The organism is Maricaulis sp. B-26 (assembly GCF_056857855.1).
In genome coordinates, this window is the sequence record NZ_JBSXNX010000017.1 from 15,294 (window position 1) to 38,802 (window position 23,509).

Genomic DNA, 23,509 nt, shown 5'->3' on the forward strand with positions numbered 1-23,509 from the left:
TGACAGCGCCACAGCTTTTCCGCCCGGCTTTACGGGAGGAGTGCCGAGGGACGGTCGATATCCCTAGACGGCCCTAACCTCGCCGCCGACGATCTCGACCGGGATCGGGTCCAGCGCGGAACCGGTCGCCGGGCCGCCTGTACAGGCTCCGCTTTCCGCGTCGAAACTGGCACCATGAACCGGACAGACCAGCGTCTCGCCCTTGTGCAGGAGGCCGCGCCCGTCGGGCAGGGAGAGCGGCAGTCCGGCATGCGGGCAGAGATTGGACCAGGCGGTGACGGTTTCGCCCTTGCGTACGAGCAGGACCGCGCCCTTTTCCCAGACGGAGGCCCGCGCGCCGGGATCCGGCAAATCGTCGAGTTTCGCCAGCACCGTGCCGGCGGGCGGTCTGGGTCTCACGCATCGGCCTCCGCCGGCGGATTGATCACCCATTTATAGGGCGCGATCTCGACACGCTCGAAAAGGTTCGCGGACGCGTAAGGGTCCGTCGTCAGCCAGGCATCGAGCGCCGTACGGTCCTCGGCCTCCACGATGAGGAGGGAGCCCGCCATATCGCCATGCTCGTCGAGCCAGGGACCGCCGGCCTTGATCGACGCGCCGGCCGCCTGCAGCCAGGCAACATGCGCATCGCGATTGGCCTTGCGGAGGTCGAGCGCGCCGGGACGGTCGTAACCTCTTACCAGAAAGAGCATCGCTACGGTCTCCCTAGGCCGTTTCCAGCGTGAAAGGTCGGGAGAGCAGGGTCTCGATGGCGTCGTCGACTCCGGTCCGGCCGGCGAGGATATCGTCCACGGCCTCGCAGATCGGCATTTCCACGCCATACTGTTTCGCCAGCGCGACCACCGCCGGCGCACTCGCCACGCCCTCGGTTACGGCACGGCGCTGGGCGAGGATGTCGTCGAGGTGGACACCGCGCCCCAGCGCGAGACCACAGGACATGTTGCGCGATTGCGGCGAAGAGCAGGTCAGGACCAGATCGCCCAGACCGCACAGTCCGGACAGCGTCTCGCGCTGCGCGCCGAGCGCCAGGGCGAGACGGGTCATTTCCGCAAATCCGCGCGAGATAAGGGCGGCGTGGGCCGACTTGCCCAGGCCCTTCCCCTCGGAAATCCCGCAGGCGATGGCGAGGACGTTCTTGACCGCCCCGCCGATCTCGGCGCCGATCAGGTCGGTCGCGAGATAGGGACGGAAACGGGTCGTGCCGAGCGCCTCGATCAGCGCATTGCCGACCGTTTCGTCTTCGCAGGCCAGCGTCACGGCGGTCGGCAGGCCCTGGGCGGTATCGATCGCGAAACTCGGCCCCGACAGCACGGCCGCCCTGGCCGCGGGAATGGTCTCGCGCAGAACCTCGGTCATCAGGGAGAGCGAGGATTGTTCGATCCCCTTGGCGCAGAGCACGACCGGCACTTCGGCCCGCGCATAGGGCATATAGCCTTCCAGCACGCGACGCAGATGCTGGGCGGGAGCAACGGCCAGCACGGCGTCGCAGGCATCGAGATCGGAGATCGCGGTTACCGCCTCGATCGCCGGCTCGAGTTCGACGCCGGGCAGGTAGATCGTGTTCTCGCGCTTGCTATTGATCGCGTCGGCGACATCGGTCTCGAAAGACCAGAGGAAAACGCTGCGGCCGGCTTTCGCGGCTGTCTGCGCCAGCGCCGTGCCCCAGGCTCCGGCCCCGATCACGCCAATCGTCTGATAATCCGTCACGCCTTGGGTCCTTTCCGTCCGGAACCGATCACCGGGGCCAGCTTGGCCGAGGCCGCATCCAAAGGCCAGCGCGCACGCGCCGGCGCGTCCAGTTCGTCGGTCTGGCCGCGCTCGAGCTTTTCAAGCCCGGCCAGGGCGATCATGGCGGCATTGTCCGTACACCATTTCATCGGCGGTGCGATCAGCCGGAAGCCGTGCCTGTCCGCCTCGGCCTCGAGGGCGGTCCGAACTGTCTTGTTGGCGGCGACGCCGCCGGCCACGACCAGCGGACGCGGCGTGGCCACATCGGGGTAGCGCTCCGAAAAGAGTGCCAGGGCCCGGCCCGTACGGTTGGCGAGGCTGGCCGCAATGGCCGCCTGGACCGAAGCGGCGAGATCGGCCTTGTCCTGTTCGGCGGGGTTCTCCAGCCGGTCCCAGATCTGCCGGGCCGCCGTTTTCAGTCCGGCAAAGGAAAAGTCGCAACCGGGCTTGCCCTTGAGCGGCGTGGGCAGGTCGAACCGTCTCGCATTGCCCGATGCCGCACAGCGCTCCAGCGCCGGTCCGCCGGGAAAGCCGAGGCCGAGAACCTTGGCCGTCTTGTCGAAGGCCTCGCCGGCCGCATCGTCCAGCGTCGAGCCTAGGCGGTGATACGTGCCGACAGCTTCCGCGACGAGCAATTGGGTATGGCCGCCGGAGACGAGCAGCAGGAGGTACGGGAAGTCCAGCGGCTCGCTGAGACGTGGCGAAAGCGCGTGACCTTCAAGATGGTTAACAGCGATCAATGGTTTGCCGGAGCCGAGCGCCAGCCCCTTGGCCGTCATCAGTGCCGCCATAACGCCGCCGATCAGTCCCGGTCCTGAGGTCGCGGCAATGGCGTCGATATCGGCCAGAGTGAGCCCGCTCTCCTCCAGAGCAGCCCTGGCCAGCCCGTCCATGGCCTCCGCATGGGCCCGCGCGGCGATCTCCGGCACCACACCGCCGAAGGGGGCGTGCGCTTCGGTCTGGGAGAGGACGAGATCGGCCAGGACCTCGACGCCGCCATCGGATTTTCGGCGCAGGATCGCCGCCGCGCTCTCGTCGCAGCTGGATTCCAGTCCGAGCACGGTGAGCCGATGTTCTTGCGCCGGGGCGGCGGAGGGGTCTAAGTCCATGTCTGACCACTAGCCTCAAGACCGGGATACTGCAACGTGAAGCCACCGTCCTCTCCGCAGCCCATCGCCACCCGCAAATCCCCGCTCGCCCTCGTCCAGGCCCGCGACGTACAGGCCCGGCTGGGTGCAGCCTGCGGCCTCTCCGCCGGTGATATCGAAGCGGCCTTTCCCATTCTCGGTCTCGTCTCCACCGGCGACAGGATCCAGGACCGCACCCTGCTGGAAGCGGGCGGCAAGGGTCTGTTCACCAAGGAGATCGACGAGGCCCAGCTCGATGGCCGCGCGCGTTATGCTGTCCATTCGATGAAGGACGTTCCTACCGAGTTGCCCGACGGCCTGGTCATAGGCGCCATCCTCGAGCGCGAGGACCCGCGCGACATGCTGCTTTCGCTGGGCGGCGAGACGCGCCTCGCCGATCTGCCGGAAGGCGTGGTGGTCGGCACGGCCAGCCTGCGCCGCCAGGCGCAATTGCTCCATGCGCGCCCGGACCTCACCGTCGTCCCGCTGCGCGGCAATGTGGACACCCGTCTCGGAAAGCTCGCCGAGGGCGATATCCACGCGACTTTCCTCGCCCGGGCCGGCCTCAAGCGGCTCGGCAAGGCGCAGGCGAAGGGCGCGCCGCTCGAGGCCGACGAAATGCTGCCGGCGGTAGCGCAAGGCGCGGTCGGTGTCGCCGCACGCGCCGATGACGGCGACGCGCTGGAACGCCTCTCTACGCTCGATCATGCTCCGACCCGGATCGCCGTCACGGCCGAGCGCGCCATGCTGCGCGCCCTCGACGGTTCTTGCCGGACGCCGATCGCGGGCCATGTGAATATCGAATCCATGGACTTCATCGGTGAAGTTTTGACTCCTGATGGCCGGATTCGATGGCGCGAACAGGTGCGATTCGACGTGCAGAAAGCCGATATGGACAGCGCGACAGAGACAGGCCGGGCCCTCGGCCAGGCCATCCGGGACGCGGCCGGCGACCAGCTGCCCGCGGCGCTGGGTCTGGCATGACGGTATTGGTGACACGGGGCTGGCCCGGCGCGGAAACCACGATTTCGCGCCTGCGCGACATGGGGATCAACCCCATCGTCTCGCCCGTCCTCGACATCAATTTCAGGGCCCGCATCGACGCCAGTCTCGAGGATGTCCAGGGCCTGGTCTTCACCAGCGCCAACGGCGTGCGTGCCTGGGGCCCGCGGCGTCATGAACGCGATCTGCCCGTCTTCACCGTCGGCGATTCCACGGCCAGGGCCGCGCATGATATCGGGTTCCGCAAGGTCCATTCGGCCAGGGGCGACGTGAATGCGCTCGCCGAACTCGTCCGGCGCAAGACCAAGCCCGAGAAAGGCGCCTTCCTGCATGTGCGCGGCATTCATGTCGCTGGCGATCTCAATGGTGCGCTCAAGCCCGACGGCTATCGCGTGCGCGATGCCATCGGCTATGGCGCGGTGCCCGTGGATGCCCTCTCCGAGGAAGCCATCGCGGCGATCGTGTCCGGCGCTCCGGTCCAGGTCCTCGTCCACTCCGCACGCGGCGCCAAGACCTTTCTCGACCTGGCCCGCAAATTCGGACTGCACCACTGGCTCGGTTCGGTCCGTGCCTACGGCATTTCCGACAATGCGCTCAAGCCGCTGTCCGGCGCGGGCTTCGCCGCCCTCGTGGCCGCTCGCGAGCCGAACGAGGACGCGCTTCTTGCGCTGCTCGATGAAAGCTCGGAACTGGCGCCCGCAGGCGACGCACCCTAAGCTGGCCCAAACCCGCGCGAATCATGGGCGACCATGGCTGATCCAAACGACCCTCTCGACCCCGAACCCGTAGATGCCGAGTTCGAACCCGCTGACGATGCACCGCCGGCTGCGGCGCGCCCGAAAAGCGGTCCCGGCTTCCTCGCCCTGTTCACCGTTTTCGTCTTCGCCATGTTCGGCGGCGGCGCGCTCGGCTATTATGGCGCGATCTATTTCCCGCCGGCCGATGACGGCAGCACAGCCGCGGAGCACGCCTCGCTGAGCGAAACGGTGGATGCCCTGCAGGCGCGACTCGCCGGACTGGAAGATCGTCCGGCACCCGCCGATCCGACCGAGACGCTGACGACCCGGCTCGACAGCATCGCTGCGCGCCTCACCGAGCTGGAGACCAGGCCTGCGCCGTCCGCCGACGGCACGCAAACCGCCATCGATACGGACGCGCTCGAAGCGCGCATTGCCGCGCTGGAAGCCGCCGAGGACAATCGCCCTGCAGTCGAAGGCAATGTCGACATGGCGGCGATCGAGTCCCGCCTCGCGGAACTGGAGGCCTCGACCGCAACGCTCGACGCCCTCGCCAACCAGGCGCTCGACGCGGCCCAGTCCCGGGCGGCACCCGCCATCGATCCGGCCGTGCTCCAGAACTTCACGGAGCGGCTCGATGCGCTTGAGACGGCGATGGCGCAGCAGCAGACCGATCAGGGGGACACAGCCAGCACAGCGCAACTCGCGGCCCTTGCAGCCCGGATCGAGACACTGGAAAGCGCGCTGACCGATACCGCCGCGCTTGCCCGCAATGCCCAGTCGACCGCGAACGAAGCCTCGGCTCAGTCTCGCGACGCCGATACGGGCGAGGCTTCGCGCCGCCTGGCCGCCCGCGCGCTCGCCCTGACGGCCCTGCGCGAGATTGCCATCACCGGCGAAAGTTTCGAGGCAGAGCGCGCCGCCCTTGCCCGGCTCTGGCGCGGCAATGAGGATCTGGCCGCGATGAGCAGCTATGCCCGCTCCGGCGTTCCCTCGCGCGACGTGCTTACCGCCGATTATCCCGGCGATGCGATCCGCGAGGCCGCCGGACCGGGACGCGTCTTCTTCGGTCTGATCGAAGTCCGCCGGAGCGACGGAGAAGGCGATGCCACCGGACCACTGGCCATCACCGGTCTCGCCGAGAACCGGCTGGCCGAACAGGACCTCGCCGGCGCGGTGACGCTGACCGAACAGCTCGACGGCGCCGCGCTCGAGAGCGCCCGCGACTGGCTGCTGGCCGCCCGGGCCCGGCTCGACATCGAAGCGCGCCTGCTCTCGCTGCGCCAGGCGCTCGCCGAGGAAGCCGCCAGACAGGGAGAAGACCCGGCATGATCCGCCTCATCCTCGCCGTCGTCTTTGCCATACTTACGGCCGCGCTGGGTGCCTTCCTGGCACTCAATCCGGGCACCGCCCGCTTCGAGTTTCTCGGCACGACGATGGAGATGCCCTTCGTCGTCGCGGCCGGGGCCATCATTCTTTTCGCCTTTGTCCTGCTGGTCGTCTGGTGGGGCATCTACATGCTCTGGACCTCGCCGGACAAGGTGAAGGCCTTCCTCTCCCGCCGCCGCCGCGAGCATGGATATGACGCGCTCGAGCGGGCGCTGATCGCGTCGGCAGCCGGGGATGGCGAGACCGCCGTGCGCCAGGCGGCGCGGGCCGACGCCCTGCTGGACCGACCCGCCCTGTCGCGCCTGCTGGCCGCCCGGGCCGCGGAAGCCGCCGGCAATCTGGACGGTGCGGAAGCCCATTACGAAGCCCTGCTCGAAGACCAACGCACGCGGCTCGTCGCTCGCCGGGGCCTCGCCACGATCGCGCACGAGCGCGGCGACAGTCATTCCACGGCCGAGCATGCGGCTGACGCTTACCAACACGCTCGCACCGCACGCTGGGCCTTCGATGCGCTGTTCGACGCACAGGTTGCCCAGGGCCGCTGGCGCGAGGCCGCTTCCACACTGGCCGAAGGCGAGCGCCGCAAGCATGTCGCGCCGGACACGGCCAGACGCCGCCGGGCCGTTCTGCTTACCGCTGCAGCCCTCGATATCGAGGACAGCGATGCCGAACAGGCCCGCGAGCTCGCCGCCTCTGCGCACAAGGCCGCGCCGGGCTTCGCCCCGGCCGCCGCTCTCGCTGCGCGCCTGCTGGCCGAGGGCCGTCGGCACAAGCGGGCTGCGGACGTCCTCGAAGCGGCCTGGACATCGGCGCCGCACCCGGCCCTTGCCCAGGCCTATGGCGAGTTGCGCAAGTCGGATACGAAAGCCAAACGCCAGGAGCGCCTGACGCATCTGGCCGAGCGCAATCCCGATCACCGCGAAAGCCGTCTCATCCTGGTCCAGGCTGCGCTGGAAGCCGGTGATGCGGTGACAGCCCGCGAGCGCATCGCGCCGCTGCTCGAACCGGACACGCCGTCCTCCCGCGTCTGCGCGCTCGCTGCGCGCGTCGCGCGTCTGGAAGGTGCGGACGAGCAGGCCCGCCGCTGGATGACGCGCGCCTCCCACGCAGCAACGGAAGCCGACTGGACGGATATCGACCCGGACGGCCGCCTCTTCGCCTATACGCCGGACGACTGGAAACGCATGGTCTATGTCTATGGCGACGAAAAACGTCTGACCCACCCGCGCTATGAACGCTATGAGCGCACGGCCGGCGCCGTGCCCGAAACCACCCTCCTGGAATCCCCGCGACCCAGGCGCACAGCGGCCGCCCGCGCGGCGAGCTTCGCCGACACGCCGGCGCGCATGCCCGACGATCCCGGCGTGCCGGAGGAGGAAGAGGATAGCGGCGATACCGGCGAGGCCGCCTGATCCATGACGGCAACCTGCTATCTGATCGGCATTGTCGGGGGCTCGGCCTCGGGCAAGACGCGGCTGGCCCACGCCGTGGCGGAGCAGCTGGCCGGGCAGGGCAGCCAGATCATCAAGGAAGACGACTACTATGTGGACGCCGGCAATATGCGGGACTTCGACCCTTCCACCTTCAATTTCGACGAGCCCGCCGCCAAGGATCACGATCTGCTCGCCTCGCATCTCGACGCCCTGCGCGCCGGGCTCACGGTCGAAATTCCGCAATACGATTTCACCACGCATTGCCGCAGCGAGACGGTCCTGGCCTGTGAGCCGCGACCCGTCATCGTCGTCGAGGGCCTGCACCTGCTCGCCGATCCGGACCTCGCGGCACGCTTCGATCTGAGCGTCTATGTCCATGCCTGCGAGGCAACGCGCTATGCGCGGCGCGAAAAGCGCGACGTGGCCGAGCGCGGGCGGACGCCGGACTTCGTGCGGCAGCAATTCGACACCATCGTCCAGCCCATGCACGCCCTGTATGTAGAGCCTCAGCGCAAGCAGGCCGACATGGTGCTGGAGAATATGGGCGCACCGGATTTCGACATCCTCGCCGCTCCGATCCTGCGCCGGATCGATGTGCTCGCGGGCAAGGCGGTGCCGCGCGATGGCGGGGAGTGAATTTCGCGCTGCAGAGGGACTTGTGCACCGCCGCGTTCGCGGTTAGTTTCCGCCGCCTCTCGCCCAGCACGGGCGGGCACACACAATGGTCGGCCGCTTTAGCTCAGCTGGTAGAGCAACGCATTCGTAATGCGTAGGTCGCGTGTTCGAGTCACGCAAGCGGCACCATTTCTCCCTTGATCCCGCTCCGGTCGATCCGGGCGCTCGCCTGTTCTGATGACGAGGCGATACTCGAATGAAATGCGATCGGTGCTGCTCCGGGAGCGGTTCGCGTTATTCTCCCGGTACGGCAGCCGAGGCGGGCGGAATTTTCCGGGGCGAGCCGTGTTTCCAGCCGAGCCAGGACACCAGGATACCCGCTGCCAGACCGGCCGTGAGCGTGACCGGATCGGGAATGGCGGCATAGGCTTCGAAACCGCTGCGCAGGAAACCGATCGACGGGGCGATATACATCAGGACCGCCTGTCCCGCGATCATGAGCGCGGTGAGCAGGAAGGGGGCGCCGAACTTGCGATTGAACGCATACAGCACGAGGCAGAAGACGACGACGAGTGCCATGCTGATCACGATGGCGTCGAGAATGGTCTGCGGAAATTCCGACCCCGTGAAAATGAGGAAGGGAGCCTTGTCGAGCAGAATGCGGCTGAACGGAGATTCGAAGAGGACCGCCGGCGTCATCAGCATATAGCCCGCATGCAGCGCGATCGTCTTCCGGTTCTTCAACGCCAGATAATAGAGCACCAGATACATGGCGATGGCGGTCACCATGCCGATCCCGAAGCTCGGTGCGAAGGCCGATGTCACCGGATTGGGGTCGTTTGCAAGCCGCCAGGCGGTCATGTTGATGATCGCGACGAACCCTACGATCAGCAGCGGAAACATCGCCAGACTGGCCTTGCCCAATGTCTTGTGAAGGGCGTTTTTCCGGTTGTGGATGGACCAGACCTGGACCATCAGGAGGGTCACCCATGCGGTCGACGTGAATGCGTGGACATGGAATGCCAGCGGTACGTCACCGATCCGGGAGAAATAACTCGACCAGAATCCGGCAACGATAACGACGAGCGTAAGACCCACGAACCAGTTGGCGCGACGATAAACCATTGAAAGCCCCCCAAAGCTTCTTTCGGGCACGTTATCAGTCGCTGTCCTGTCTTGAAAGGCAATTGCTTGCGTGAAGCGACAATGATGACGTGAGAGTGCAGGCTTGCGAGTTGGCGTTAGCGCTGCGTCCGGCTTGATGTCTCCGGTCAGATATTCCCCGTCAAGGACACCGGCTCCCCGGTCGAGGCCTGTATTTGGGCGACCTGGGATGCGACCTCGTCGACGGCCCGCCCGGTCTGGACGGCATTCGTCGTCACCTCGCCGGCATGGCCGCGCCGCACATGATCACGCGTCTGTCATCATCGGTAGCATTGTCCCGAGCGATTGCGTTCCTAAATGTCCTCGCAGCCACAAGGGATTGATCATGACCGGAACGACCGAATACGTGCCGCCGAAAATCTGGGCCTGGGACCATGAGAGCGGCGGGCGCTTCGCCAATATCAACCGGCCGATCGCCGGCCCGACCCATGAGAAGCCATTGCCGGCGGGATCGCACCCCTTCCAGCTCTATTCCCTCGCCACGCCCAACGGCGTGAAGGCGACGGTGATGTTCGAGGAGCTTCTGGAGGCCGGTCATTCCGGCGCCGAATACGACGCCTGGCTGATCCGGATCAGCGAAGGCGACCAGTTCTCCAGCGGCTTCGTGGACATCAACCCGAACTCCAAGATTCCGGCTCTGCTCGACCGTTCCGGCGAAACGCCGATCCGCGTTTTCGAATCCGCCTCGATCGTCTTCCACCTGGCGGAGAAGTTCGGCGCCTTCCTGCCAACCGAGCCCGCGGCCCGTGCCGAGGTGATGAACTGGGTGTTCTGGCAGATGGGTTCGGCCCCCTATCTCGGCGGCGGCTTCGGGCATTTCTACGCCTATGCGCCGGCGAAAATGGAGTACCCGATCGACCGCTATGCCATGGAGGTGAAGCGCCAGCTCGACGTGCTGGACCGCAATCTCGCCGACCGTGAGTATCTGGCCGGTGACGCGTATACGATCGCGGATATCGTCACCTGGCCCTGGTATGGCGCGCTTGTGCGCGGCCTGCTCTACAGCGCCGGCGAATTCCTTTCGGTGAGCGAGTACAAGAATGTCGTGCGCTGGGCGGACGCCATCTCCAAACGCCCCGCCGTGAAGCGGGGCATAAGGGTCAACAAGGTCTGGGGCGACGAGGCCACCCAGATGCCGGAACGCCATTCCGCCGACGACTTCAAGACGCCGGCGGAATAGGTACCGCGTCTAGCCGAGCGACTGCAGCAGAGCACCGAGGGCCGAGAAGCGATCCGCATCGGCGCCCTCGGCACTTTCGGCCAGTTCGGAGAAGTGCGCCCCCATCATGACGAGATCGGCGGTGTCGGCATCGCCGGTCGACCAAGCCTCGATCAGATCGCGCGCCGCGCCAAGACCGTCGGCATCCATGGCTTCGCTACGGGCCAGCTGGTCGAGATAGGCGTGGGCCACGACCGGCTCGGCCGGCCAGTCGACATGCAGCTGGGTCTGGGTATTCGCCTCGTCGAAGCGGATCAGCTCGGCCGCAGCGATTTCGTTCGCCGTGAGGTGCTGGCTCGGCAGCAGGCGGAACACGTCGAGACCGCGGACGATTTCCGGTCCCCAGATACGGCCGTTATGCCAGTAGGCCGCCCAGTAACCTCCGAGATAAAGCTGGTCCTCGTCCAGCGGCCCGCGGTCGAAGAAGGCGATCTCGAAGATGTTTTCGCTGTCGGTGAAGTCGATCACGGACAAGCCGCCGGAATACCAGCCCTGCACCATGATATCGCGGCCCGGCACAGGGATCAGGGAGCCATTGTGCGCGACGCAATTCTCGACCTCGGTCTGCTCGCCGGGGATCTTGAAAAAGCCGCGGCGCTCCAGCCCGTCTTCGGTGATGTCGACGACAATGTCCGCGCCCCAGGTCTCCGGGTCCTCCGGCCGGCAACGTGCGCCCAGACCGCCACCCCACTCGTCGGTGAAGAGGATTTTGGTCGCGTCATTGTTGAAAGTGGCCGAGTGCCAATAGGCCATGTTCGGATCGAATACATCGTCGATCCGGACCGGGTTGGCCGGATCGGAAATGTCCAGAAGAATGCCGTTTCCGCTGCACGCACCTGCCGCGAGGTTCATCTCGGGATAGGCCGTAATGTCGTGACAGGACACGGTCGCCGAGGATTCCTGACTACCCTCTTCGGCGGCACCGCCGGCCCAGAGACCGGCAATCTCGCCGGTCTCCGCATCCGCGAAAATCCGCGGGCGGCCGATGACGGAGGCGGTCTCCGGGGCGTCGAGCGGCACCTCGATGATATCGATACCGTAGAGCGCCGTGTCGGGATTCTCGTCCGGCTCGCCGCCGGAACAGCCCGCCAGCTCGCTCTCCGGACGCACGCCTCCCGTGCCCTGGACATAAATATATATGCGTCCGTCATCCTCCGGATCTGGCACCACGGTATGCGTGTGCGAACCCCGGCAGGTCTGGACCGCCGCAATCTGGCGCGGCGCCGCGATATCGGAAATGTCGAAGATGCGCACGCCGAGGAAGCGCTCCGCGCTGCTTTCGCCTTCCACGCCACCGGCGCCGCAATCGAGACGGGCACGGCCCTGCTCGACCGACATGAAGAGCAGATCGCCCTGCACGGAGACATCGCCCTGTCCGCCCGGACACACGACCGACAGCACATGTTCCGGCAGGTCCGGCGTGCTCACATCATAGACGTTGAAGCCGTGAAAATTGCCCATCACCAGCCGGTCGCCGGAAAAGGCGAGATCGGTATTGGCAAAGGATATCGGGCTTGGCGGCGCACTGGGCGCCTCGTCTCCGGTCGCCGCTTCGTCTGTGGCGTCTGCGGCCTCGTCGCCGTCAGCGGCTTCCTCTTCCTCCGGGTCGGGCCGGACCGGCAGGGACCAGAGCGCGTCCGGTTCGAAGAAGCCGGGCGGTGAGGGCTGGGCGGAGGTCAGTTCAAGATTCCAGACCACCTCGCCGGCATCATGGATGCCCGGCGTCAGGCCGGCGCGGCTGGGCGCCTCGGCGTAGGTCATGGTCTCGGGGGCTGCGTCCTCGCCCGAGGGCTGGGAACAGGCCGTCAGCATGGCGCCCATCGCCACGCACAGAAACAGGGATGTCTTGGTTTTATTCATGATCTGGCCCCCCTTGGACCTCGCTTGAAACTCAGAGCCCCGCGAGCAGGGCCCGCATCCGGGCAATTTCCGCCGACTGGTCGGCGACGATATCGGACAGGAATTGAGACAGTTCGGGATCCTCGCCCGCGCCGGGCTCGGCACGGAGCGCCTCGACCATGTCGATCGCGCCCTGGTGGTGATGGATCATTCCGGTCAGGAAGAGCCGGTCGAACGCGTCGCCCTCGGCATCTGCGAGTCGCGCCATCTGGGCCGGCGAGAGCATGCCGGCCATCAGAGGCGTCTCCGAAGGCGGCATGTCGTGACCGGCATGCGGCTCGTCCGCAATATCCGCCATGGCGCTGTGATCCATGCCGGACATGTCGCTCATTTCCGGCGACTCGCCGCGGCGCTCCAGCCAGGTCCGCATCATCCCGATCTCGCTGATCTGCGAGGCGGCGATGCGCGCGCCCATCAGACGCACGCCCTCATGCGTGGACCGGTCGGCGATCAGGGCATTCATCTCCACAGCCTGGCTGTGATGCACGATCATGTGCTGCATGAAGCGGACATCGGCCGCGGTGTAGCGGCTCTGACCGAGTGCGACGGATTCCTCCGGCGTGAGACGGCGAGTCTCTTCGCCGGGCGCGCCGGGCTGGAAAATCGGCGGCGAAGCCAGTGCCATCGCGGCACCCAGTCCACTCGCAATCCAGTTCAGCATGCCTCTCTCCCCCGCATCGGGCCATGACGATCAGACGGGAAGACTAGCGTTGCACAGCCCGGACGCAAGCCGGACGAAGCCGTTTCAGAAGGGCGCTGCGAGCACCCGGTTGAGATCGATCACGGCGGAAGCGAGATCGGCCTCGGAGTCGACATGGGCTTCCCGGCTGGAAATCAGGGTGCGCTGGCCGTCGAGCACGTCGGTCAGACTGGCCAGGCCTTCGCGATAGAGCGCATTGAGCTGGGCGAAGGCTTCCTCGCTGGCCGAGACGGCTTCGGCAAAGTCGGCGCGGCGCGCCTCATAGCTCTCGATCGCGACGAAGGCCGTCTCAACTTCGCCCAGGGCTTCCAGCAGGGCCTGCCGGTAGGCGAGCGCGGCCTCGCGGGCGTTCGCCTCCGCGGCGCGCACTTCGGCCCGGCGCCGGCCAGCATCGAACAAGGGAATATCCACCACGGCGGAGATTGATGCGACGACGTCATCAGCTGCCGACCCGTCGAGATCGGCGCTGATAGAGCCGGGCAGGCGCAGTCCGGGATAGAGATCGGCCGTCTCGATCCCGATCGCCGCGGTGGCCGCCACGAGCTCGGCTTCGGCGGCACGCAAGTCCGGGCGGCTTCGAAGCAGGTCGGCGGGCAGACCTGCGGCCGGCGCACCCTCATATTGCAGCATCAGATCGGCATCCGCATCGCGCCCGGCCTCGGTCAGGCCGAAGGCCGCCAGTTCACCTTCCGGCGGGCGTCCAAGCAGGATGGAGAGCGCATTGAGAGCGCGGGTCTCCGAGAGGGCGAGCAGGCCGCGCTGGGCCCGGGTGCGAGCCAGATCCGCGGTGGCGCGCTGCACATCGAGATCGGCGGCGAGGCCGGCTTCGCGCCGGCGTTCGACGATATTGAGCGTGCGGGCCTGAAGGTCGAGCGAGGTGTCGAGCAAGGCGAGGCGCGCCCGCGTTCGGCGCAGTTCCACATAGCGTTGAGCCACGGAAGCGGCCGTCAACCGCCGCAAATCCTCGATCGCGTAGCCGCGGGCCGCTAGCCGGGCACGTGCGCGTTCGACGGACCGCCGCGTGGCACCGTTCACATCCGGCACGAATGTCATGTCGAGCGATGCCGCGGAATTGTCATTGCCGCTCGTATCGGCACGCCCGGAGAGGCCGCCATCGAGCGTGGGAATGAAGTCGGACCGGGCGGCCCCCGCAAGCGCCTCGGCGGCGAGCAGGCGCTCGCCGGCGGCAGCGATATCGATGTTTCCGTCCAGAGCAGCCTCGACGAGCGCGTCGAGCACGGGGTCGTTAAAACCGGCCCACCAGGCGCCGCCTGCGACCGGTTCGCCCGCCGGTGGATTGGCCGTCCAGCGATCCGGAACGTCCAGGGCAGGACGCTCATAGTCGGGGCCGACGGCGCACGCCGAGGCAAACAGGGCGAGCCCGAAAACCCCGATCCGGATCAAACCGCGATGCTGGATCATTCGGCGTGCTCCGCAATCGACTTGTCGCGACCGGCTTTCGATGCGGCATCGGTCAGCTCCTCGGACAAGCGCCGGGCGGCCGCACTGCGCGGCGTGCCGAAGCGCGCAACGCCCAGATAGATGACCGGCGTCAGGATCAGGGTGAAACTCGCAGCAAGCCCGAGCCCGCCGAACACGGTCCAGCCGATCGCTTCGCGGCTCTCCGCACCGGCTCCGCTGGACAGGATGAGCGGGAGTGCGCCGAGTACGGTCGACACGATCGTCATGGCGATGGGGCGCAGGCGGATATTAGCCGCTTCCTCGATCGCCTCGCGCACCGATTTGCCCTCGGCTCTCAGCTGGTCGGCGAACTCGACCACGAGAATGCCGTTCTTGGCCATCAGGCCGATCAGCATGACGAGCCCGATCTGGGAAAAGATGTTGAGCGAAATGCCGGTGAAGAAGAGCGCGTAGACCGCCGCGGCCAGCGCGAAGGGCACGGTCAGCATCACCACGACGGGGCTGGTCAGGCTTTCGAACTGGGCCGCCAGGACCAGGAAGACGATGACCAGGGCGAAAGCATAGGTCAGCAGCATGTCGCGCGTCGTTTCGTCGAGCGTCTGCGCCTCGCCTTCCAGCAGCATCTCGATACCCGGCGGCAGGGTATCGTCCGCCAGCCGCTCGAGCTCGGCCACAGCCTCGGCGATGGTCACGCCGGTCGCGATATCGGCGTCGAGCGCGATGGCGCGGCGCTGTTCGGTCCGGTCGAGCTCTGCGGCCACGCCCTCCTCGATGATCCGGGTCAGGCTGGACAGCGGAATGAGTTCGCCGGAATTGGAGCGGACATAAAGATTGCTCAGATCGGACGGATTGCTGATCGCGCCGACCGCGCTTTCCAGCACGATGGGGACCGCCCGGTCGTCGACATTGAGATCGACGATATCATCGCCGCCCACCATGGCGCGCAGGGTCACGGAGAGTTCGTTGAGCGGAACGCCGAGATCGGCGGCGCGGCGCCGGTCGATTTGCACCGACAATTGCGGCTGGGTGGGCTGGTAGGAGATTTCCGGATTGATCATGGTCGAACTGTCGACCTCGATCCGGTCCGCCAGGGCCCGCGCGGCGAGGAAGATGTCCTGGTAATTGCCGCCGGTCAGCGCCACCTCGATGCCGCTGCGGCCGCCGCCGCGGCCCACATCCAGGCTGCCGCGCCCGAACACGCTGGCGCGGACGCCCGGGATCTGCGCCAGCGGGCCCCGGAGTCTCGCGACCAGTTCCTGCTGGCTGATCTGGCGTTCATCCCAGTCCGCGAGCGGCACGGTGATCACGACGAGATTGGGGTCCCAGCGCCCGACGACGGTGAAGAGCGAGGCGATGTCGCCGCTGTCGACATAGGGCTGGAGCACCGCCTCGATCGCATCGGTCTGGCGCTCCATATAGTCGAGCCCGACCCCGTCCGGCCCGCGCGCAAAGACGAAGACCACGCCGCGGTCCTCGGACGGAACGAGCTCCTGTTCCAGCGAGGTAAGAAGGACGATGGCACCGGCAGCGGCACCGACAGCGATCCCGACCGTGGTCACCGGGCGGTTCAGCGCGAGGTGCAGGATATGGCCGTAAATCCCGGCGAGGCGGTTGCCGATGCGGGCGAGGAGACCATGGCGGTCATCGCCACGGGTGAGGTCGAGGCGTGCCGCGATTGCCGGGGCGATGGTCAGGGCCACGAAAGAGGAGATGATGACGGCGAGGGCGAGGACGAAGCCGAATTCGCGGAAGAGCCGCCCGGCCGTCGAGGGCAGGAAGGAGATCGGCACGAAAACCGAAACCAGAACCGCCGTGGTAGCGATCACGGCGAAGAAGACCTGCCGTGTTCCGATCACGGCGGCGGCGCGCTTGCCGATGCCCTTGGCCTGGAGGCGGTGAATGTTTTCCAGCACCACGATCGCATCGTCCACGATCAGGCCTGTGGCCAGAACCAGGGCGAGCAGGGTGAGAAGATTGATCGAGAAACCGAGCAGCCAGATACCGGCCACCGCGCCGATCAGGGCCGTAGGAATGGCCGCGGAGGGGATGAGGGTCGCCCGCATCTTGCCGAGGAAGAGCCAGATGGTGGCGATGACGATGAGGATGGTGAAACCGAGACTGGTGAGAACTTCGCGCACGGAGCCGCGGATGAAGACGGCATCGTCCGAGGTGACCACGATCTCCAGATCGTCGAAGCGGCGATTGAGCAGTTCGACCCGCTCTTGCACGGCATCGGAAATCCGGATCGTGTTGGAGCGGGCCTGCCGCACCACGCCGAGGCCAATGATATTGCGGCCGTCCAGCCGGGTGAAACTGGTCGCGTCGGCCGGGGCGAAATAGGCTTCGGCGACGTCGCCGACGCGGGTCTGGCCGGACACGATCACGTCCTTTATGCGCTCCGGCGTCGCCGCGGTGGCCTCGGCGCGCACGAGGAGTTCCTGGTCCTGCGAGCGGAAGCTGCCGACCGGAACATCGAAGGGCGCCTGGCGCAGCGCGGCGGCCACATCGCCGATGGTCAGGCCGAAACGGGACAGGCGGATGGGATCGATGACGACGCGCAGCTGACGCTCGCGCGTGCCGAAGAGATCGACACTCGCCACGCCCTCGATGGCGGTGAATTCGGGGACGATGTCGTTTTCGATAATGGCCGTCAGCGTCTGCTCGTCGTGCACGGAGGACAGCACCGCCATGCTGACCACGGCCTGGGCGTCATTGTCGGCCTTGATCACATTGACCTGCTCGACCCGGTCCGGCAGCCGCCGCGAAACGCGTGAGACCGCCTCGCGCAGATCGGCAGAGGCCGTGTCCAGATCAACGCCCGGATTGAACTCGACGCGGATGCGGGTGTTGTTTTCCTCGCTGGACGAGCGGATGTCCCGCACGCCGGAGACGCGCGCCGCGGCGCCCTCGAGAACGCTGGTCACCTCGGCGTCGACGGTTTCCGGCGCTGCTCCGGGATAGGTCGCGGTGACGGTCACGATCGGGCGGTCCACGTCGGGAAGCTCGCGCACCTCGACGCCGAACAGCGCGGCCAGTCCGCCGATCACGATCAGCAGATTGAGCACCGTCACGAGAATGGGGCGCTTGACCGCAAGCGCCGGAAGGTCGGAAGCGTGCGAGGTCACAGTGCTTCACCCCGGCTCGCGCCCGCCTCGGCCGCGGGTCCGCCGCCGAAGCGGTCGGAGCGCAGCGTGTCGAGAATGGTGACCGTCATGCCCTCACGGACCTTCTGGACGCCTTCCGCAATAACCAGGTCGCCGGGACCGAATTCCCCGGCAACGAGGACACGGCCCTCGCGGCGCTCGATCAGGGTGACGCCATTCTGTTCGGCTACGCCTTCGCGCAATATCCAGACATAGGGGCCGTCGCTGCCCCACACGATGGAGGCTTCCGGTACCGCCGGATAGGACTCGCCGAACAGGTCCAGTGTGACCCGGAAACTCATGCCCGGACGCAGCAGGTCCGGCGAATTGTCCAGCTCGGCCCGCACGGTGAAAGTCCGCCGGGTCGGGTCGATGCGGCTGTCGATATTGACGATGCGCGCCTCGTAATCGCGCTGGTCGCCGGCAAAGGGCGTGGCAGAGACCGTGTTGCCGACCTCGATACGGCCGAAGACCTGCTCGGGCGGATCGAAATCGACATAGAGCACGCTGCGATCGTCCAGACGGGTGATCTCGGTCGCGGTATTCACGCGGGCGCCCGGATCGATATCAGTCAGGCCGACATGACCCCCGAAGGGCGCGCGAACCGTGCGGCGTGCAAGGGCGATACGCGCCTGCTGCAGCTGGATCCGGGATGCGTCGAGGGCGGTTTCGGCCTCGTCGATCTGGCTGTCGGAGACGGCGCCGGTATTCTCGATGCGGCGATAGCGGGCGAGCAATTGCTCCGCCTCGCGCACGGCGACCTCGCCCAGCTGGACGTCGAGGCGCTCCTCGTCCGCTTCCAGCGCGACCAGGACAGCCCCGGCCTCGACGCGGTCGCCGGCGGTAAAATTGACGCGCTCCACCTCGCCGGCCGCTTCGGCGAAAATCGCCGCGCTGGCGCGTGCGCGGGCCGTGCCGACGGCCTCGATGCGGGTGGCTTCTCGCTCCAGCCCGATCTCGTGCACGATCACACCGGCATCGCCGCGTCCCGGCATTCCGCCGCCGCTCCGGCCGGGACCGCCGTTTGGGCCGGACTCGGGGCCGCCATCCGAACAGGCCGCCAGCAGAAGTCCGGTGGCGACAGCGATTGCGCGGGTGAATTCGGGCATTGGCAGCAGGCTCTCCAGTTTCGTCGTCTACGTCATCGACCGTGCACAGGATCACCGGCCGGTCTGCAACGAACAGATCGGCCGGCCGACGCTCAACTGGATTTACGTGCGGGGTGGCCGATTCCGTCGCGCCCGGCTGCAATCGCTACATCCGGTGTGCGGGAGCCATAGCCGAAACCGGTCCGCAGACCGGCCCGGCCTAGTCTTCAGTGGTCATCTGGGACTGCATGTAGCGCTGCTCGCCGATCTTCTCGATCAGGTCGAGCTGCGTCTCCAGATAGTCGATATGCTCTTCCTCGGAGGCGAGGATATCGGTCAGAAGCTTGCGCGAGCCGTAGTCCTGGGCTTCCTCGCAATAGGCGATCGCATTGACGTAGAAGGGATGCGAGCGGCGCTCGATCTTCAGATCGCATTCGAGGCACTCCTTGAGCGTCTCGCCGATATAGATCTTCGCCAGGTCCTGGACGTTGGGGAGGCCTTCAAGAAAGAGAATCCGCTCGATCAGAAGATCGGCATGCTTCATCTCGTCGATGGATTCCTCGTACTCCGCCTTGGCGACGGCGCCGAGTCCCCAATCCTTGAACATGCGGGCGTGCAGGAAATACTGATTGACCGCCGCAAGCTCGTATTTGAGCGCCTCGTTGAGCAGTTCGACAACCTTGGCATCGCCCTTCATGGGAAACTCTCCTCTCAAATCGCCGAGGACAGTCTAGGGGATTGTCGGGCGCGACGGAAACGTCCTTGCGCGATGCTCGGGGGATTATTCGGCTGCGGCGGGCGGCGCGGCGGGCGCGAGCCGGGTTGCGGCGACCATTTCGGCGACGTCGGGCAGGCAGCGCCCGCAGCGTGGCTTGGCTTCGCAGCGCTTGAACACGCACGCCGCACCTTTCACCGCCGGATCGGCGGCAGCGGCCTTTAGGTCTCGATCACGCAGGGCATTACAGATGCAGACAAACATGGGGCGCACGCGCTTTGCTGAGGACGTGACGCCAGATTTATGTGAATGCGAATGATTGTCAACTGCATATGAAATGAGTGCGGCAGGTCGACGCGGTCGCGGGCGGTCGGCCGCTTCAGATCGTCTGGATGTCCGCGCTTTCCGCCGCCTGGCGGATCAGTCCGGCGAGCTGCAGCGGTACGTCGCCCCGATCGCTGCGGAATCCCGCATTCTTGTCGAGCCGCGCAACATCGGCCGGCAGGATGTTTTCATCGATGCTCATCGAACCGGAGAGGATGAGAAGCGGCGTATCCCCGGCCAGATCCTGGGCGGTCTCGAGCGTTTCGGTCGGATGGATGGAGTCGGGCAGCCGCAGATCGAGCAGGACCAGATCATAGTCGTGCCGCTGCAGGCACCGGCGCGCATCCTTGAGCGTGCGCGCGACCTCGAACTCGATATCAAGATCGCCCGCTTCGCACACGGCATGCTGCACGAGCAGTGCATCGGCGAAATCGTCTTCGACGTGAAGAACACGCAAGGCTTGATGCGACATGAGTCTCTCCCGATACCCCAGACCTAACGCGGTTGCATTACCGAACTGTTTACGAATTAGGGAAAATGCCTCAGAAACCGGCCGGCAAGGCCAGTCCGGCTCGCAGAGCGGCCGCGCGGACCGTATTGCGCAGAAGCATGGCGATCGTCATGGGGCCGATGCCGCCGGGAACGGGCGTGATCCATCCGGCATGTCCGACGATCGCATCGAAATCCGCATCGCCCACCAGGCGTGTCTTGCCCTCGCCCTTCTCCGGCGCCGGGATGCGGTTGATGCCGACATCGAGCACGCAGGCGCCCGGCTTGACCCAATCGCCCTTGACCATGTGCGGACGCCCGACGGCCGGCACGACGATGTCCGCCTGACGCACGACATCCGCCAGATCTTTCGTCCGCGAATGCGCGATGGTGACGGTGCAGTTTTTTTCAAGAAAGAGCAGGGCCGCCGGCTTGCCGACCAGGATGGAGCGGCCGATCACGACCACCGACTTGCCGGACAGGTCGCCCATCGCCCGTTCGGCCAGCAGGACGCAGCCTTCCGGCGTACAGGGACGCAGGCCCGGCTTGCCGAGCACGAGACGCCCGGCGCTGGCTTCGGTCAGGCCGTCGACATCCTTGTCCGGATCGATGGCGCCGATCACGCTATTGGCGTCGATATGATCGGGCAGCGGCATCTGGACCAGAATGCCGTCCACGCTGGTGTCGTCATTGAGGCTCTGGACGATATCGATCACCTCGGCCTCGGTCGTCACCGCCGGCTTGCGGATCTCGATGGAGCGCATGCCCGCCGCCTCGGTACGCTTGCCCTTGTTGCGGACATAGACGTCGGACGCAGGGTCGTCGCCGACCAGCACCACGGCGAGACAGGGCGTACGCCCCAAGGCCGGCGCCAGCTCGGCGGCCACCTCGCCGGCCCGTGCATCGATTTCGGCCGCTATGGCCTTGCCGTCGATCAGTTCTGCGCTCATGCCCGATAGCTCTCCAGCAGCTCGATTATGCCGTCGCGCGCTTCTTTAGCCGCTTCGATCCGTACTGTCTTCAGACGAGATGTCGCGCCGCGGATCACATCCACATCGCGCTTGGCAATGCCGAAGGTCTTCGCAAGCAGCGCGACAAGGGATTTGTTCGCCTTGCCCTTCTCGGGGACGGCACGGACGCGAACGACGAAATGCGCCGCGCCGTCGGCGGCCTCCGCCCAGCCGACCAGCTCGTCACGGCCGGCATTGGGCGTCAGCCTGACATGCAGGGTCAGGCCGCTCATGTCGGCCTGATACCCCGTCATCTAGAAGATGATCATCAGCTGGCGAAGGACATAACCCTGGACGAAGCCGATCAGGAGCAGAAGCACGATGGGCGAGAAGTCGATCCCGCCCAGCGGCGGCAGGACGCGGCGGATCGGCGAGAGAAGCGGTTCGGTGATCGCGCTTGTCACCCGCCAGATCATGCCGACAAACTGGTTGTGCGCATTCACGACATTGAAGCTGATCAGCCAGCTCATGATCACGCTGATGAGAACGATGAACCAGAGAATATTGAGGGCCGGATGGAGGAGATAGATGATGATACCGTCGATCGGAGACATGTGCCGTTTTCCTCGCCATGCTTGCTGTCTACCGCTTCTAGACTGCAATGACCTGCAACGTCCAGAAGCTCATGCTTGACAGTGCAGCGCGGCGGTCCTAGGTGATCGCTTCCTTGGTTCGGGGCCGTAGCTCAGTTGGGAGAGCGCGTCGTTCGCAATGACGAGGTCAGGGGTTCGATTCCCCTCGGCTCCACCACCTTTCATACAGTTTCTGGTTCTTGGGGTGCTTCGGGAAGCGAGCCACATCGCTCTCCGGTCTCACGGCAATTCGCTACGCTCACGCCTCCGACAGGGCGGGCTGACCGCCCGACGCGCGGTCGCGCTTGCGCACCTTGCAGGCGCGAGCTTCCGTCAGGATCTCCCGCTAAACCCGTGCTGTCGGTTTCCGCGTTGCCTTCTTCGGCTTCATGGCGCCGGTGAGACGGACGATGTCCTGGACGAGGCGCCGTTGCTCTGCGATCCGTTCGGGCTTCGAGACAGAACCGATGACATTGGGGAAATCGCGAGCTCTTTCGACCGCGGCGAGATGCTGGCTCAGCACCATGACCGGGATCTCGCGCAATTCCGGGCGGCGCCCCATCTCGTGCAGCAGCCACATACCGTCATGCGGCTCCATCATCATGTCGAGCAGGATACAGGTGGGCAGAAGCCCCCGCGCGCGGGCGGCACGGGCCGTCAGCATGTTGAGGGCTTCGTCGGCGGAGCTGGTCCGCTCGAGCCGGATCGTCGCCTTGAACGGCGCAAAGGCCTCCCGGACGAGCTCGGCATCATCGCTGCAATCTTCGACAAGGAGGATGCGCTTCATCGTGCGACCCTAGGTTACCTGACCAACCCGGACAATTTGGATGATTGCGCGATCATGTAAACGCCGTTTTCGGTTATCGGTAAATTTTTAGCCAACCCGTTAGGCGCGTACGCCAACGCTTCCTTTACCGAGTTCTGCTAGACCGGACGCATGAGACCGATCACGACCCGCCTCGCCGCGCTTGCCGCGGCCGCGCTCACCGCTTCGGTGAGCCTGCCGGACGCAACCGCCTTCGCGGCACCTCCGGCGGAGTCGGGCAATCAGAACAGCGAAAGCAGGCACCGCACGATCACGTCGTCGGAAACCTATATGCCGCTGCCGCCGCTGACAGCCACCGTCCAGGCCAATCACCGGGCGCGCGGCCTGATCCAGATCGAGGTCGGGCTGGAAATTTCCAGCCCGCGGCTGCGCCAGCGCGTGGAGCGTTTCATGCCGCGCCTGCGCAATGCGCACGTCCAGGCGCTGACCATGTATACCGGGATGAATTACCGCTTCGGCGACATCCCCGATGCGGACCGGATCGCGCAGATGCTGCAGGACGCCACCGATGCCACGCTCGGCGAGGAAGGTGCGGAAATCCTGATCGGGATGATCATCATCCACGCCGGCTGATCAGGTCTTGCCGCTGATCGCATCCATGAAATGGGCCAGCTCGACATCGAGCTCCGTCACGCCGTCGGCATCATGCGTGGAGAGCGTGACGTCGACCTTGTTCCAGACATTGAACCATTCGGGATGATGGTTCATCGCCTCGGCCTTGACGGCCACACGGCTCATGAAGCCCCAGGCGGCGTTGAAGTCCTCGAATTCGAAGACCTTGCGGATCGCGTCGCGGCCTTCCACGCCGCTCCAGCCCTCGACTTGCCCGAGCGCGAGCGCCTTGCCGATACGTTGCATGCCGTTTTCCCCCAAATCAGCCTCCGCGCACCCTATTCGCCCTTGGCGG

At 66.1% G+C, this 23,509-nt stretch carries 25 protein-coding genes and 2 tRNA genes; 9 read left to right on the plus strand and 18 right to left on the minus strand.

Annotated features, from left to right (window positions below; all coding sequences use genetic code 11):
• Nucleotides 1-63 precede the first annotated feature (63 nt).
• The 4 genes from AC13HB_RS04405 to tsaD are packed head-to-tail and all read right to left on the minus strand — an operon-like array spanning nt 64 to nt 2,837.
• Complete coding sequence (locus tag AC13HB_RS04405; RefSeq protein WP_482948516.1) at nt 64-399, minus strand: Rieske (2Fe-2S) protein; 336 nt, start codon at nt 397-399, stop codon at nt 64-66.
• On the minus strand, nt 396-692 hold the full coding sequence (locus tag AC13HB_RS04410; RefSeq protein ID WP_482948517.1) for a YciI family protein: 297 nt from the start codon (nt 690-692) through the stop codon (nt 396-398). Before AC13HB_RS04410 ends, AC13HB_RS04405 begins: the two co-directional genes overlap by 4 nt.
• Before the next feature lie 13 nt (nt 693-705).
• Nucleotides 706-1,707, minus strand: coding sequence for an NAD(P)H-dependent glycerol-3-phosphate dehydrogenase (locus AC13HB_RS04415; protein WP_482948518.1), 1,002 nt, complete (start codon nt 1,705-1,707; stop codon nt 706-708).
• Nucleotides 1,704-2,837: a tRNA (adenosine(37)-N6)-threonylcarbamoyltransferase complex transferase subunit TsaD gene (tsaD, locus tag AC13HB_RS04420; protein ID WP_482948519.1), complete on the minus strand. Its 1,134-nt coding sequence runs from the start codon at nt 2,835-2,837 to the stop codon at nt 1,704-1,706. Before tsaD ends, AC13HB_RS04415 begins: the two co-directional genes overlap by 4 nt.
• 36 nt (nt 2,838-2,873) lie before the next feature.
• On the opposite strand from tsaD, the gene hemC reads away from it, so the two are divergent.
• The 6 genes from hemC (at nt 2,874) to AC13HB_RS04450 (ending at nt 8,220) form a co-directional block, all read left to right on the plus strand.
• Complete coding sequence (gene hemC / locus AC13HB_RS04425) at nt 2,874-3,839, plus strand: hydroxymethylbilane synthase (RefSeq protein ID WP_482948520.1); 966 nt, start codon at nt 2,874-2,876, stop codon at nt 3,837-3,839.
• The gene (locus AC13HB_RS04430; RefSeq protein ID WP_482948521.1) at nt 3,836-4,573 is read left to right on the plus strand and encodes a uroporphyrinogen-III synthase; all 738 of its coding nucleotides are present in this window, start codon (nt 3,836-3,838) and stop codon (nt 4,571-4,573) included. Before hemC ends, AC13HB_RS04430 begins: the two co-directional genes overlap by 4 nt.
• Before the next feature lie 33 nt (nt 4,574-4,606).
• A complete protein-coding gene (locus AC13HB_RS04435) occupies nt 4,607-5,926 on the plus strand; it encodes a hypothetical protein (protein WP_482948522.1) in 1,320 nt (439 codons plus the stop codon).
• A complete protein-coding gene (locus AC13HB_RS04440) occupies nt 5,923-7,395 on the plus strand; it encodes a heme biosynthesis HemY N-terminal domain-containing protein (RefSeq protein ID WP_482948523.1) in 1,473 nt (490 codons plus the stop codon). The genes AC13HB_RS04435 and AC13HB_RS04440 overlap by 4 nt, the downstream gene beginning before the upstream one ends.
• Nucleotides 7,396-7,398: 3 nt before the next feature.
• A complete protein-coding gene (gene udk, locus AC13HB_RS04445) occupies nt 7,399-8,052 on the plus strand; it encodes a uridine kinase (protein WP_482948524.1) in 654 nt (217 codons plus the stop codon).
• Nucleotides 8,053-8,144: 92 nt separating this feature from the next.
• Nucleotides 8,145-8,220, plus strand: a tRNA-Thr gene (locus AC13HB_RS04450).
• Between the two features lie 105 nt (nt 8,221-8,325).
• On the opposite strand, the gene AC13HB_RS04455 is transcribed toward AC13HB_RS04450, so the two are convergent.
• A complete protein-coding gene (locus AC13HB_RS04455; protein WP_482948525.1) occupies nt 8,326-9,156 on the minus strand; it encodes a hypothetical protein in 831 nt (276 codons plus the stop codon).
• Nucleotides 9,157-9,520: 364 nt separating this feature from the next.
• Here AC13HB_RS04455 and yghU point away from each other — a divergent pair, with 364 nt between their 5' ends.
• The gene (gene yghU, locus AC13HB_RS04460) at nt 9,521-10,375 is read left to right on the plus strand and encodes a glutathione-dependent disulfide-bond oxidoreductase (protein WP_482948526.1); all 855 of its coding nucleotides are present in this window, start codon (nt 9,521-9,523) and stop codon (nt 10,373-10,375) included.
• A 9-nt stretch (nt 10,376-10,384) separates the two neighbouring features.
• On the opposite strand, the gene AC13HB_RS04465 is transcribed toward yghU, so the two are convergent.
• The 11 genes from AC13HB_RS04465 to AC13HB_RS04515 all read right to left on the minus strand — a co-directional run bounded on the left by AC13HB_RS04465 (nt 10,385) and on the right by AC13HB_RS04515 (nt 21,758).
• Complete coding sequence (locus AC13HB_RS04465) at nt 10,385-12,274, minus strand: LVIVD repeat-containing protein (RefSeq protein ID WP_482948527.1); 1,890 nt, start codon at nt 12,272-12,274, stop codon at nt 10,385-10,387.
• Nucleotides 12,275-12,305: 31 nt separating this feature from the next.
• On the minus strand, nt 12,306-12,974 hold the full coding sequence (locus AC13HB_RS04470; RefSeq protein ID WP_482948528.1) for a DUF305 domain-containing protein: 669 nt from the start codon (nt 12,972-12,974) through the stop codon (nt 12,306-12,308).
• A gap of 84 nt (nt 12,975-13,058) precedes the next feature.
• Nucleotides 13,059-14,435, minus strand: coding sequence for an efflux transporter outer membrane subunit (locus tag AC13HB_RS04475; RefSeq protein WP_482948529.1), 1,377 nt, complete (start codon nt 14,433-14,435; stop codon nt 13,059-13,061).
• Complete coding sequence (locus tag AC13HB_RS04480; protein ID WP_482948530.1) at nt 14,432-17,560, minus strand: efflux RND transporter permease subunit; 3,129 nt, start codon at nt 17,558-17,560, stop codon at nt 14,432-14,434. Before AC13HB_RS04480 ends, AC13HB_RS04475 begins: the two co-directional genes overlap by 4 nt.
• Entirely contained in the window at nt 17,557-18,687 is a 1,131-nt protein-coding gene (locus AC13HB_RS04485; RefSeq protein WP_482948531.1) for an efflux RND transporter periplasmic adaptor subunit, read from the minus strand. The genes AC13HB_RS04480 and AC13HB_RS04485 overlap by 4 nt, the downstream gene beginning before the upstream one ends.
• 199 nt (nt 18,688-18,886) lie before the next feature.
• The gene (gene bfr / locus AC13HB_RS04490) at nt 18,887-19,363 is read right to left on the minus strand and encodes a bacterioferritin (RefSeq protein WP_482948532.1); all 477 of its coding nucleotides are present in this window, start codon (nt 19,361-19,363) and stop codon (nt 18,887-18,889) included.
• Between the two features lie 84 nt (nt 19,364-19,447).
• Nucleotides 19,448-19,645, minus strand: a complete 198-nt coding sequence (locus tag AC13HB_RS04495; protein ID WP_482948533.1) for a (2Fe-2S)-binding protein — start codon at nt 19,643-19,645, stop codon at nt 19,448-19,450.
• 115 nt (nt 19,646-19,760) lie between these two features.
• Nucleotides 19,761-20,177 (minus strand): response regulator, encoded by a 417-nt coding sequence (locus tag AC13HB_RS04500; RefSeq protein WP_482948534.1) that lies wholly within the window; start codon nt 20,175-20,177, stop codon nt 19,761-19,763.
• Between the two features lie 70 nt (nt 20,178-20,247).
• Complete coding sequence (gene folD / locus AC13HB_RS04505; RefSeq protein ID WP_482948535.1) at nt 20,248-21,144, minus strand: bifunctional methylenetetrahydrofolate dehydrogenase/methenyltetrahydrofolate cyclohydrolase FolD; 897 nt, start codon at nt 21,142-21,144, stop codon at nt 20,248-20,250.
• Entirely contained in the window at nt 21,141-21,458 is a 318-nt protein-coding gene (locus AC13HB_RS04510; protein WP_482948536.1) for a DUF167 family protein, read from the minus strand. Before AC13HB_RS04510 ends, folD begins: the two co-directional genes overlap by 4 nt.
• Complete coding sequence (locus AC13HB_RS04515; protein ID WP_482948537.1) at nt 21,459-21,758, minus strand: YggT family protein; 300 nt, start codon at nt 21,756-21,758, stop codon at nt 21,459-21,461.
• A gap of 120 nt (nt 21,759-21,878) precedes the next feature.
• Here AC13HB_RS04515 and AC13HB_RS04520 point away from each other — a divergent pair.
• A tRNA-Ala gene (locus tag AC13HB_RS04520) sits at nt 21,879-21,954 on the plus strand.
• 168 nt (nt 21,955-22,122) lie between these two features.
• Here AC13HB_RS04520 and AC13HB_RS04525 read toward each other — a convergent pair.
• Nucleotides 22,123-22,563: a response regulator gene (locus tag AC13HB_RS04525; protein WP_482948538.1), complete on the minus strand. Its 441-nt coding sequence runs from the start codon at nt 22,561-22,563 to the stop codon at nt 22,123-22,125.
• A gap of 150 nt (nt 22,564-22,713) precedes the next feature.
• Here AC13HB_RS04525 and AC13HB_RS04530 point away from each other — a divergent pair, with 150 nt between their 5' ends.
• Complete coding sequence (locus AC13HB_RS04530; RefSeq protein WP_482948539.1) at nt 22,714-23,175, plus strand: hypothetical protein; 462 nt, start codon at nt 22,714-22,716, stop codon at nt 23,173-23,175.
• Here AC13HB_RS04530 and AC13HB_RS04535 read toward each other — a convergent pair whose 3' ends face one another.
• The gene (locus tag AC13HB_RS04535; RefSeq protein WP_482948540.1) at nt 23,176-23,460 is read right to left on the minus strand and encodes a 4a-hydroxytetrahydrobiopterin dehydratase; all 285 of its coding nucleotides are present in this window, start codon (nt 23,458-23,460) and stop codon (nt 23,176-23,178) included. It lies immediately after the preceding gene.
• Nucleotides 23,461-23,509: the final 49 nt, after the last annotated feature.